We start from the raw sequence: 11,527 nt of genomic DNA, 5'->3' as shown, positions 1-11,527 counted from the left end.
GTGGGCTTCTTCAAGGAGGTGAAGGCCTCGCGGTTCGCCTGGCTCGACACCTGGTTCTACTCGCCGCTGTGCACGGTGTTGGGGGCGGGGTTGCTGGCGATGGGGCCGGCGAAGACACCCCGTCTCCCGAGGTCAGCCCTCGCTCTCACCCCGCCGGCTGCTCACCTCCGCCGGCACATCGTCCCCGGCCATGCGCTTGCGGAACAGCGCCGCCCGTGCCAGCAGCAAGGTCGTCACCGGCACGGTGATCGCCAGCAGGATCGGAATCAGCCAGGCGTGCACCACCGGCCCTTCGCTGAACGCGGAAAAACACAGGATCGACGCCAGCGCCACGCACCACGAACCCAGCGTCGAGGCCAGGGCCGGCGGGTGCATGCGCTGGAAGTAATCCTTCATGCGCAGCAGCCCCAAGGCGCCGATCAACGCAAAGGTGCCGCCCAGCACCAGCAGGATCGCCACCGGGATTTCCACCCACAAAGACAATGGCGCGTTCATTCGATCACCTCGCCCCGCAGCAGGAATTTGGCCAGCGCGAACGAGCCGACGAAGCCGAACAGCGCGATCAGCAGCGCCGCCTCGAAGTACGTGTCGCTGGAGTAGCGGATGCCCAGGGTCAGCATCATCAGCATGGCGACGATGTACAGGTAATCCAGCGCCAGAACCCGGTCCTGGGCCGACGGCCCCCTGAACAGGCGCACCAGGGTCAGCACCATCGCCAGGGAAAACAGGAACAGCGTGAGCAGGATCGCGTTCGACAGCAACGGGCTCATTCGAAAATCTCCATCAGCGGCCGCTCGTAAGTGGTCTTGAAGTGCTGGATGAACTGCGCTTCGTCGTCCAGGTCCCAGACGTGCATCAGCAAAATGCTGCGGTCCAGCGCCAGCTCCGACCACACCGTGCCGGGCACCACCGTGGTGATCATCGACAGCGCCGCCAGGCCGTTGGCGTCGCGCAGGTCCAGCGGCACCTTGACGAAGCGCGAGCGGGGCGGCCGGCGGCCGGCGTTGAGCACGCCCCAGGCCACAGCCAGGTTGGAGTGGATCACGTCCCGCCCGACCAGCAGGAACAGGCGCAGGATGGTGCCCGGACGGCGGATGCGGATCCGCTGCGGGCGCAGCTTGCGCATCATCAGCGGCGCGGCGAACCCCAGCACGGCGCCGAGCAGCAGGTTGCCGGGGCTGGCCGACTGGTTCAGCGAAAGCCACAGCAGCCACAGCGCCAGCGACAGCCAGGGGGCAGGGAACAGACGCTTCATGGGTGGGCCTCCTGCAGTGCGGCCTTGGCTTCGGGGCTCGGCACGGCGCGGGTGCCGAGCACGGCCATCACGTATTGCTGCGGATTGTTCAGGGCATCGGCGGCGGCTTCGGTGTAGCGCAGCAGCGGCTCGGCCTTGAAGGTCAGGGCGATGCTCAGGCCCAGCAGCAAGAGGATCGGCGTGCATTCGAGCTTGCGCAGCACCGGCGACGGGCGCTCCTCAGGCGACCAGAAGCGCTGGATGCCCAGCCGCGAGAAGGCCATCAGCGAAGCCAGCCCCGACAGGATCAGCAGCGCCAGCAACGACCACGCGGCCGGCGACACCGGCTCGCCCGCGCCCAGGCCCAACGGGTTGAGCAGGGCGCCGATCAGGCTGAGCTTGCCGATGAACCCGGACAGCGGCGGCATGCCGACGATCAGCAACGCGCAGGCGATGAAACTCAGGCCCAGGAACGCCATGGTCCAGGGAATCACCTGACCGACCACGGCCTGCTGGTCGTCGTCCAGGTTGGTGCCCTTGACCGGCGCGGCAGCCTCCTGCGGGCGCGGCAGCAGTTCGTTTTCGTCTTCCAGCGGCACTTCGCTGGCGGTGCGCGAACGCTCGATCAGTTCGGCCAGCAGGAACAGCGCGCTCAGCGCCAGGGTCGAGCTGACCAGATAGAACAGCGCCGCCGCCACCAGGTTCGGCTGGGCGAAACCGGTGGCGGACAGCAGGATTCCCGCCGACACCAGGATGCTCAGGCTGGCCATGCGCTCCAGGCGCTGGGCGGCGATGATCGCGATCCCGGCGCAGACGATGGTGGCCATGCCGCCGTAGATCAGCCAGTCGCCGGCAAAGTACGCCGACGCCCCGGCCTGGCCGGAGAACAGCAGCGTCCACAGGCGCAGCAGGGTGTAGACGCCGACCTTGGTCATGATCGCGAACATCGCCGCCACCGGCGCGCTGGCCGAGGCGTAGGCCGGCACCAGCCAGAAGTTCAAGGGCCACATGCCGGCCTTGGCCAGGAACGCCACCGCCAGGATGCCCGCGCCGGCGTGCAGCAGGCCACGGTCGGCCTCCGGCACCAGCGGGATCTTCAGCGCCAGGTCAGCCATGTTCAGCGTGCCGGTGACGCCGTAGATCAGCGCCGCGCCGATCAGGAACAGCGACGAGGCCAGCAGGTTGATCGAGATGTAATGCAGCCCCGACGACACCCGCGCCCGCCCGGAACCGTGCAGCATCAGGCCGTAGGAGGCGGCGAGCAGCACCTCGAAGAACACGAACAGGTTGAACAGGTCGGCGGTCAGGAACGCGCCGTACAGGCCCATCAGCTGGATCTGGAACAGGGCGTGGAAGCTCGACCCGGCGCCGTCCCAGCGGGCCATGGCGTAGAGCAGGGCGCTGACGCCGATGATCCCGGTGAGCACCAGCATCAGCGCCGACAACCGGTCCACCACCAGCACCAGGCCGAACGGCACCTGCCAGTTGCCCGGCAGGTATACGCCGATGGAGCCGGGCACGCCGGTGGTCTGGGTCCAGGCCAGCAGCGCCACGGCGATCCCCAGGCCGGCGAGGCTGGAGGCCAGGTTGAGCTTGGCCTTCAGCGGCCGGTGCCGCTCGCCCAGCATCAGCATGATGGCGGCGGTCAAGAGCGGCAGCAGGATCGGCGCGGCGATCAGGTGAGTCATCGCCATCATTCCTTAGGCTCCCGGCCGTCCACGTGGTCGGTGCCGGTGAGGCCCCGGGACGCCAGCAGTACAACGAGGAACAGCGCGGTCATGGCGAAACTGATGACGATCGCCGTCAGCACCAGCGCCTGGGGCAGCGGGTCGGTGTAGTGCAGAAGATCCTGGGGCACGCCGTCCTTGATGATCGGCTCCTTGCCGATGAACAGGCTGCCCATGCTGAAGATGAACAGGTTGACGCCGTAGGACAGCAGGCACAGGCCCATGACCACCTGGAACGTGCGCGGACGCAGGATCAGCCAGACGCCGGAGGCGGCGAGCACACCGATGGCGATTGCGATGACTTCTTCCATCAGACGGCTCCTTTGGCGGCGGCGGTTTTATGGCCCCGCACCGATTGGTGGGCGAGGGCGGTGAGGATCAGCAGGGTCGAGCCGACCACCACCGCATACACGCCGATGTCGAAGAACAGCGCGCTGGCGATATGCAGGTCGCCCAGCAACGGCACATTGAAATGCCAGGTGTGGGTGGTCATGAACGGATAGCCGGCGGCCATCGCCCCCAGCCCCGTGACCGTGGCGAACAGCAGCCCGGTGCCCATCCAGCGCAGCGGCCGCAGGCTCATCTGCGCCTCGACCCACTGGGTGCCGGCGACCATGTATTGCAGGATGAACGCCACCGACATCACCAGCCCGGCGACGAAACCGCCGCCCGGCTGGTTGTGCCCGCGCATGAACAGGTAGAACGACACCACCAGCGCGATCGGCAGCAGCAGGCGCACCAGCACCGCCGGCACCATCATGAAGCCCAGCGCGGTGTCGCTGGCCGAGCGCGGGTTGACCAGGTCGGTGACCACGTCCGGCGCCAGCAGGCGCTGCTGGGCCGGCAATTGCAGGCTTTCCTTCGGCGGGCGGAACCGGCGCAGCAGGGCGTACACGGTCAGGGCCACGGCCACCAGCACGGTGATTTCGCCCAGGGTGTCGAAGCCGCGGAAGTCCACCAGCATCACGTTGACCACGTTGCTGCCGCCGCCCTCGGGCAGGGCGCGGCTGAGGTAGAACGACGAGATGTCGTTGGGGGTCTGGCGGGTCAGCATCGCGTAGGCCAGCAGCGCCATGCCGCCGCCGACGGCCACCGACAGCAGCAGGTCGCGCACCCGCCGCACCCGCGCCTTGCGCAGGCTGTTGGGCAGCGGCGAGACCTCTTCGATCCGCCGGGGCAGCCAGCGCAGGCCGAGCAGGATCAGCACGGTGGTCACCACTTCCACCACCAGTTGCGTCAAGGCCAGGTCCGGCGCGGAGAACCAGACGAAGGTCACGCAGGTCATCAGGCCGCAGACGCTGACCATGGTCAGGGCCGCGAGACGGTGATACTTGGCCTGCCACGCGGCGCCCAGGGCGCAGGCGATCGCCAGCAGCCACAGGGTGACGAACACGATGGAGCCCGGGATCTTCGGCCGGTCGCCCCAGCTCAGGCTGCTGTGCAGCATCGGGATCAGGCCGGCCAGCACCGCCGCCAGCACCATCAGGAACAGCTGCGCCTGCAGGCGCTTGGTGCCGATCCGCCGCTCCAGCCGCCGGGCCAGGCGCATCATCGCCACCAGGCTGCGCTCGAACAGGCGCTTGCCGTTGAAGCGGCCCACCAGCGGCGGGAAGCTGAAGCGCCCGCGCTTGAGCTGGTTGCGCAGCAGCAGGTACACCACGATGCCGCCGGACATGGCGATCAGGCTCATGATCATCGGCGCGTTGAGGCCGTGCCAGATCGCCAGGCTGTATTGAGGGAGCGTGCCGCCGACCACGGGCGTGGCCGCCGCAGCCAGCAGCGGGCCGACCACCTGGGCCGGGAAGATCCCCACCACCAGGCAGGTCAGCACCAGCAGCTCCACCGGCGCACGCATCCAGCGCGGCGGCTCGTGCGGGGTGTGCGGCAGGTCGGTGGCGGTCGGGCCGAAGAACACGTCCACGGTGAAGCGCAGGGAATAGGCGACGCTGAAGGTGCCGGCGATGGTCGCGACGACCGGCAGCGTGGCTTCGACCCAGGCGGTGGCGTTGATGAACACCGTTTCGGCGAAGAACATTTCCTTGGACAGGAAGCCGTTTAGCAGCGGCACGCCGGCCATCGACGCGCTGGCCACCATCGCCAGGGTGGCGGTGAACGGGATCAGTCTGAACAGGCCGTTGAGCTTGCGGATGTCGCGGGTGCCGCTTTCGTGGTCGATGATCCCGGCGGCCATGAACAGCGAGGCCTTGAACGTGGCGTGGTTGAGGATGTGGAACACCGCGGCCACGGCGGCCAGCGGACTGTTGAGGCCCAGCAGCAGGGTGATCAGGCCCAGGTGGCTGATGGTCGAGTAGGCCAGCAGGCCCTTGAGGTCGTTCTGGAACATGGCGCAGTACGCGCCCAGCAGCAGCGTGGCGGCGCCGGCGCCGCTGACGATGTAGAACCATTCTTCGCTGCCGGACAACGACGGCCACAGCCGCGCCAGCAAGAACACCCCGGCCTTGACCATGGTCGCCGAGTGCAGGTAGGCCGAAACCGGTGTGGGCGCCGCCATGGCGTGGGGCAGCCAGAAGTGGAAGGGGAACTGGGCGCTCTTGCTCAGGGCGCCGATGAGGATCAGGGGAAGCAGAACGGGGTAGAGGGCATGTGCGCGGATCAGGTCGCCGGCGGCCAGGACCTTGTCCAGGTCATAGCTGCCCACGACATGGCCGAGGATGAGCACCCCCGCCAGCAGGCACAATCCGCCTGCACCGGTGACCATCAGCGCCATGTACGCGCCGCGCCGGGCGTCGTGGCGGTGGTGCCAGTAGCCGATCAGCAGGAACGAGAACAGGCTGGTCAGTTCCCAGAAGAACACGATCTGGATCAGGTTGCCGGAGATCACCAGCCCGAGCATCGCGCCCATGAACGCCAGGAAAAACGCGAAGAAGCGCGGCACCGGGTCGTCCGGCGACATGTAGTAGCGGGCATACAGGGAGACCAGCGTGCCGATGCCCAGCACCAGCAGCGAGAAGAGCCAGGCGAAACCGTCCAGGCGCAGGACGAAGTTCAGGCCCAGGCTGGGCAGCCACATGAACTCCTGGCGGATCACGCCGCCGTCGGCGATCTGCGGGTACAGCAGCGCCACCTGAACGGTGCCGATCAGGGCGATCAGACCGGCCAGCAGGGATTCGGCGTTTCGTGCGTTGTGCGGCAGCACCGCGGCCAGACAGCTGCCCAGAAAAGGCAGAAGCAGTAGAACTATCAGGGACATAGGCTTCTAATCTGCGGAAGTTTGTGAAGCATCATACGTGCCAGTTCCCCGATCACCAAACGCCAGGATGTCTCAGAATCCTACAAGGTAGTCGGAAATTTCCTCCTTTACATGGTTTCAGGGAGCGTGATGGCGCCGGTGATGGCCTCTGCGTCGGATCGCTGGCCTCATCGCTGGCAAGTCGAGTCAGGCAACAGAGATGTCGGCAGTGCCGGCCTCATCGCTGGCAAGCCAGCTCCCACAGGTTTTGGTGGCGTACGTGGATCTTGTGGACACCCGGGATACCTGTGGGAGCCAGCCTGCTGGCGATGGCGCCGGGTCAGGCGCCGCCGCCCTCGATGATTCAACCCTGGATCTCACGCTCCAGGGCGGCGTCGGCCTCGGCGCCCTTGGCCTTGGTCTTCAGTTCGCTGACGATCACCGCCGCCACGATCAGCCCCGCGCCCACCAGGGCAATCGCCGGCAGGCGCTCCCCGGCGATCCGCCCGGCGATGCCGGCCCACACCGGCTCGCCGGCATAGATCAGGGTGGCGCGGGTCGGCGACACGCTCTTCTGCGCCCAGTTCATCGCCACCTGGATCGCCGCGCTCATCGCCCCCAGCCCCAGGGCGGTGGACACCAGCAGCCACGAGAAAGAAGGAATCGCCTCACCGGTCGGCACCACCATCAGGAACGCCAGCACCGACGTCACCGCCAGTTGCACCACCGTCACTCTGCGCACATCGACCTGGCCGGCATAGGTGCTGATGAGGATGATTTCCGCCGCGATCGCGATGGCGCTGATCAGCGTGGCGATTTCGCCGGGGCTGAAGTTCAGCGACGCCCCGGACGGCCCCGACAGCAGCATCAGGCCGGTGAACGCGAGCATGATCCCGATGCTCGGCATCAGCCCGGGCCGGCGGCCCAGCACCAGCCATTGCAGCAGTGGCACGAACGGCACGTAGAGCGCCGTGATGAACGCCGACTGACTGCTGGGGATGCTTTGCAGGCCCACGGTCTGCAAGCCGTAGCCGAGCATGATCGCCACGCCGATGAAGGCGCCGGCGCGCAGTTCGAACAAGGTCAGGTCGCGCAGGTGCTTCCACGAAAACAGCGCCACGATGCTGGCCGCCGCCGCGAAGCGCAGGCCGACGAAGAACATCGGGCCGCTGACGGTCATCGCATGCTGCACCAGCAGGAACGTGCCGCCCCAGAGCATGGTGATCAGCACCAGCACGGCTTCGGCCTTGCTGAACCGGGGGAGACGCGGGGAAGTGTGGGGGGAATTGAGCGACATCATGACCTTGCACGCTAGGAGGAGGGGAACGCACAATGCGCCCAACGTTGCGCAGTATACTGCCCAACCCCACCGAGTGAGCAATATAGTGCACAAAGATTCCCCTCCGCGGACGTCCGTCCTCCAGCATGTCAGCCAGAACGTGCGGCGCCTGCGTCATGCCATCGACATGAGCCAGGCCACCCTGGCGGAGCAGTCCGGGGTCAGCCGGCGCATGCTGGTGGCCATCGAGGCCGGCGAGAACAATGTCAGCCTGACCACCCTGGACCGCATCGCCGAAGCCCTCGACGTGGCGTTCAGCGACCTGATCCAGGCGCCGGACAACCGCGACCCGGGCCGCATCAACGAACTGGCCTGGGCCGGCAACATTCCCGGCAGCAAGGCCGTGCTGCTGTCCAAGGCCACCGCCACCCGCGCGGTGGAGCAATGGGAGTGGTGCCTGCAACCGGGCGAGGTGTACCCCTCGCAACCGGACGCCGAGGGCTGGAGCGAGCAGATCTTCGTCTTCGAAGGCTGCCTGACCCTGATGCTGGGCGACCGCCCGCAGCGGATCGCCGCCGGCGAGTTCTTCATGTTCGCCAGCAACCAGCCCCACGGCTACCGTAACGACGGCGACGTGGCGGCGCGCTTCGTGCGCAACGTGGTGATCTGAGCGGCAGGACATTCCCCGGCCGATCCCTTAAGGTGGCATGACCTCAACGACGGAGCGGTGAAGCGGATGACACACCCCGAACACGGACAGGCGACTTCCCCGACCCGTCAGGCTGACATCGTGATCATCGGCGGCGGCCTCAGCGGCGCGCTGCTGGCGGCGCAGCTGCTGCGCCTGCCGGGCCGGCGGCGGATCCTGGTGGTCGAGCCTCGGCCTGAACTCGGTCGCGGCGAGGCCTACAGCGCGGTGGAGCTGGGGCACACGCTCAACGGCAACGCGGCGCGCATGAGCGTGGATCCGGACAACGCCGATGACCTGACCCAATGGCTCACCACTCACATCGCCGACGGCGGCTGGCCGGAGTCGGGGCGGCAATCGGTGCCGGTCAGCGAGCTGTTTCCGCCACGGGGCCTGTTCGGCGTCTACGTGCAGCAACGTCTGGCCGAAGCGCAACAGGCGGGCGCGTCGCACGGCTCGACCGTCGAGCATGTGCGGGCGGAGGCGGTGGACGTGCAGGTCGAGGCCGGCTCGGTGCGCGTCGCCTTGAGCGATGGCCAATGCCTGCAAGGTGCCCGTGCTGTCATCGCCACCGGCCTGTTCCCCGCCGCCCGTACACCGCAGACCCACTCCAGCGGGCTGAACGCCGCAGCGCTCGACCCCTGGGACGTCGCGGCGATGCGCCGGCTCGATCCCCACGCCACGGTGCTGATCATCGGTTCCGGCCTGACCATGGTCGACGCGGTGGTGTCTCTGGAGCAGGCCGGGCACCGTGGGCCGATCAAAGTGTTCTCCCGTCACGGCCTTCTGCCCCATGTACGCCGCCAGCCGCCGGTCTGGGTGGACTTTCTTGCCGAAGACCCCGGTATCCGCAGCCCTCGCCAACTGCTGCGGGCGGTGCGCCGGCAGTGCCGCGATGCTATCGCCCAAGGCGTCGACTGGCAGGCGCCGCTGGATATGGTGCGGGCGCACATCGGCCGCTTGTGGAGCCAGGCTACCGACGGCCAGCGCCGGCAGTTCGTGCGCCATGTGCGGCCGTGGTGGGAAAGCCATCACCACCGTTCGCCGCCGTTGAGCGCCGAGGTGGTCGAGCGCCTGCAGCGTGAAGGGCGGCTGAGCATTCAGGCCGCCTCCTATAAAGGGCTGGAGGCGATGTCCGAGGGCGGAGTGAGCATCTGCCTGCGTCGCCGGGGCGAGGCGGACACGTGTTGGGTGGCGGGGCAGGCGCTGATCAACTCCAGCGGCATCGAGTACGACTGGCGCCGGGTGGCGCGTCCGCTGCCCAGGCAACTGCTGGCGCGCGGGCTGGTGCGGCCGGGGCCGTTGGCGCTGGGGATCGCTGCGGCGGCGGATGGCGCGGTGGTGGATGCGCAGGGGCAAGCGTCAGCGCGGCTGTTCGCCATGGGGCCGCCGTTGCGCGGGATGTGGTGGGAGAGCACGGCGGTCACCGATGTGGCGGCGCAGGCCAAGGCGTTGGCTGTGAAGTTGGCGGGGCTTTAGTTCGGGGGCGTCGTTGCGGCCTCATCGCCAGCAGGCTGGCTCCCACCGTTTTAGCTGCACCACAGCACCCATGTGGGAGCCAGCCTGCTGGCGATGAGGCCCGCAAGGCCACCGCAAAAGCAAGCTCGGGTCAGCGCGGCAAGCTGTCCACCAGCCAACGCTGGCGCATTTCCTCCAGTCGGCCATCGGCGCGCAAGGCGTCGAGCGCCTGTTGCCAGCGGGCGACCTGGCGGGGGTCGGTCTGGCGGGAGAAGGCGATGTAGGTGTCCTGCTTCATCAGCGGCATCTGGTACTGCAGGCGGCCTGGCTCCATGCCCTGCTCGCGGGCCAACGTGGCGCTGGACAGGGTGTCGGAGACCACGAAGTCGGTTCGCCCCAGGCTGAACAGGCGCATCATCTGCTCCGGGGTCTCCACGCCGTAGAGGTTGTTCAGGTCCTGCTTTTGCAGATAGCTGTAGGCCAGCCATTTGCGCGGCACGGTGATCCGCCCCAAGTGGTCGGCTTCGCGCAGGCTGCGCACCGGTTTCTGCAGGTTCTCGTGGGCATAGAGCGCGGTCTCGACCTCCACCAGCGGCCCCACCCATTGGTAACGGTCGTCGCGCTCGTTGGTGCGCAATACGGTGAACACACCGGTGTCCGGCGAGTCGCTGGCCATGCGCAATGCCCGCAGCAGCGGCACCTGCTGCAGGTGGATGTGGTCGCCGGTCTGCTGCGCGAGGGCCTGCACCACGTCCACGCCGAAGCCCACCAGGCGGTCGCCTTCCTGAAAGTGCAGAGGCGGATGGTTGTCGGTGAGCAGGCGCAGCTCCGCCGCGTGGGCCGTCAGGGCCAGCAATGACAGCAGACAGGCGGCGAGGCGTTTCATGGATCGTCCCTGAAAAATCAAACGCGCAGCTTAGTACGGGCGCGGGCTGCCTGTCCCGCGCAATCAGCGGGGCTTTTGCGTCAGAGAGCAAGGCTTATCGGTAGTGGCGGGTTGCTATGGCGTCCTGGCCGACGCCATCGCCGGCGGGGATCAGGATTCGGCGAGCATCTCCACCGCGTAGGAGAACACGTAGCCTTCGTTGCGCACGGTCTTGATGTAGGTCGGCTCGCGGGAGTCGTCCAGCAGGCGCTGGCGCAGCCGGCTGACCAGCAGATCGATGGAACGGTCGAACAGATCGGCTTCCCGGCCCTGGGTCAGGTTGAGCAACTGGTCGCGGCTGAGCACCCGTTGCGGGTGGTCGAGGAACACCCGCAGCAGGCGGTATTCGGCGCCGCTCAGGGCGACCAGGGTGTCGTCCTCGTCGAGCAGGTGGCGGGCGGTGGTGTCCAGGCGCCAGCGGCCGAACGCCAGCAGGCGGCCGGTTTCGGTGATCAGCAGGTTGGGCGGCAGCATCCGCGTGCGGCGCAGCACGGCGTTGATCCGCGCCAGCAGTTCGCGGGCGGCGAAGGGTTTGGTCAGGTAGTCGTCGGCGCCCATTTCAAGGCCCAGGATGCGGTCGGTCTGGTCGTCCCGGGCGGTGAGCATCAGGATCGGCGTGGCCTTGTGCTTGCCCGCGCGCAGCTCGCGGCACAGCACCAGGCCGTCGTCGCCGGGCAGCATGAGGTCGAGCACGATCAGGTCGGCGGTGTTGGCGGCCAGAAAGCTGCGCATCTGCCGGCCGTCGGCGACCACGGTGGTGCGCAGGCCGTTCTTGGTCAGGTAATTGCCGACCAGCTCGCGGATCTCGCGGTCGTCGTCGACGATCAGGATGTGGTTGATGTGGTCCATGGCTGGCGCTCTTGTTGTTGGTTTGTCCGGATCTTCATTGCCCTGATCCGGCGGTGTCTAAGCTGATGCTTTCACCAGCAGGCTGGCTCCCGCAGGGGAACGGCGGCGAATGCGCAATCGGTGGTCGCTGCAGAACGGTGTGGGGGCGAGCCTGCCCGCGATGACGGTGGGCCAGCC

11 protein-coding genes and 1 pseudogene are annotated in these 11,527 nt (G+C 67.7%); 3 read left to right on the top strand and 9 right to left on the bottom strand.

Going from position 1 to position 11,527, the window contains the following annotated elements:
- Nucleotides 1-102 (top strand): annotated as a pseudogene (locus CAG29_RS09055) (DUF3995 domain-containing protein); the annotation flags it as partial.
- A 30-nt stretch (nt 103-132) separates the two neighbouring features.
- Here CAG29_RS09055 and CAG29_RS09050 read toward each other — a convergent pair.
- From CAG29_RS09050 to CAG29_RS09020, 7 genes are all read right to left on the bottom strand, one after another.
- Nucleotides 133-495, bottom strand: coding sequence for a Na+/H+ antiporter subunit G (locus CAG29_RS09050; RefSeq protein WP_085586380.1), 363 nt, complete (start codon nt 493-495; stop codon nt 133-135).
- Complete coding sequence (locus tag CAG29_RS09045) at nt 492-770, bottom strand: K+/H+ antiporter subunit F (RefSeq protein WP_085586382.1); 279 nt, start codon at nt 768-770, stop codon at nt 492-494. The genes CAG29_RS09050 and CAG29_RS09045 overlap by 4 nt, the downstream gene beginning before the upstream one ends.
- The gene (locus CAG29_RS09040; protein ID WP_085586384.1) at nt 767-1,255 is read right to left on the bottom strand and encodes a Na+/H+ antiporter subunit E; all 489 of its coding nucleotides are present in this window, start codon (nt 1,253-1,255) and stop codon (nt 767-769) included. The genes CAG29_RS09045 and CAG29_RS09040 overlap by 4 nt, the downstream gene beginning before the upstream one ends.
- Nucleotides 1,252-2,931: a monovalent cation/H+ antiporter subunit D gene (locus CAG29_RS09035; protein ID WP_085694277.1), complete on the bottom strand. Its 1,680-nt coding sequence runs from the start codon at nt 2,929-2,931 to the stop codon at nt 1,252-1,254. The genes CAG29_RS09040 and CAG29_RS09035 overlap by 4 nt, the downstream gene beginning before the upstream one ends.
- Nucleotides 2,928-3,272, bottom strand: a complete 345-nt coding sequence (locus tag CAG29_RS09030; RefSeq protein WP_007986256.1) for a Na+/H+ antiporter subunit C — start codon at nt 3,270-3,272, stop codon at nt 2,928-2,930. The genes CAG29_RS09035 and CAG29_RS09030 overlap by 4 nt, the downstream gene beginning before the upstream one ends.
- Nucleotides 3,272-6,172 carry a monovalent cation/H+ antiporter subunit A gene (locus CAG29_RS09025; RefSeq protein ID WP_085633238.1) on the bottom strand — a complete coding sequence of 967 codons (2,901 nt, stop codon included), beginning with the start codon at nt 6,170-6,172 and terminating at the stop codon, nt 3,272-3,274. Before CAG29_RS09025 ends, CAG29_RS09030 begins: the two co-directional genes overlap by 1 nt.
- Nucleotides 6,173-6,515: 343 nt before the next feature.
- Nucleotides 6,516-7,451, bottom strand: coding sequence for a DMT family transporter (locus CAG29_RS09020; protein ID WP_085586390.1), 936 nt, complete (start codon nt 7,449-7,451; stop codon nt 6,516-6,518).
- An 85-nt stretch (nt 7,452-7,536) separates the two neighbouring features.
- On the opposite strand from CAG29_RS09020, the gene CAG29_RS09015 reads away from it, so the two are divergent.
- Together CAG29_RS09015 and CAG29_RS09010 are read left to right on the top strand one after the other, a co-directional pair.
- Nucleotides 7,537-8,100 carry a helix-turn-helix domain-containing protein gene (locus CAG29_RS09015; protein ID WP_085694275.1) on the top strand — a complete coding sequence of 188 codons (564 nt, stop codon included), beginning with the start codon at nt 7,537-7,539 and terminating at the stop codon, nt 8,098-8,100.
- Nucleotides 8,101-8,166: 66 nt separating this feature from the next.
- Nucleotides 8,167-9,597 carry an FAD/NAD(P)-binding protein gene (locus CAG29_RS09010; protein WP_085694273.1) on the top strand — a complete coding sequence of 477 codons (1,431 nt, stop codon included), beginning with the start codon at nt 8,167-8,169 and terminating at the stop codon, nt 9,595-9,597.
- Between the two features lie 130 nt (nt 9,598-9,727).
- On the opposite strand, the gene CAG29_RS09005 is transcribed toward CAG29_RS09010, so the two are convergent.
- Nucleotides 9,728-10,462, bottom strand: a complete 735-nt coding sequence (locus CAG29_RS09005) for an ABC transporter substrate-binding protein (RefSeq protein ID WP_085586396.1) — start codon at nt 10,460-10,462, stop codon at nt 9,728-9,730.
- A gap of 150 nt (nt 10,463-10,612) precedes the next feature.
- Nucleotides 10,613-11,350: a response regulator gene (locus CAG29_RS09000; RefSeq protein WP_085586398.1), complete on the bottom strand. Its 738-nt coding sequence runs from the start codon at nt 11,348-11,350 to the stop codon at nt 10,613-10,615.
- Between the last annotated feature and the right edge of the window lie 177 nt (nt 11,351-11,527).

This window comes from Pseudomonas sp. B7(2017), from assembly GCF_002112745.1.
GTDB classification, from domain to species: Bacteria; Pseudomonadota; Gammaproteobacteria; order Pseudomonadales; family Pseudomonadaceae; genus Aquipseudomonas; species Aquipseudomonas ekonensis.
This window is presented reverse-complemented; position numbering and strand designations above follow the sequence as displayed.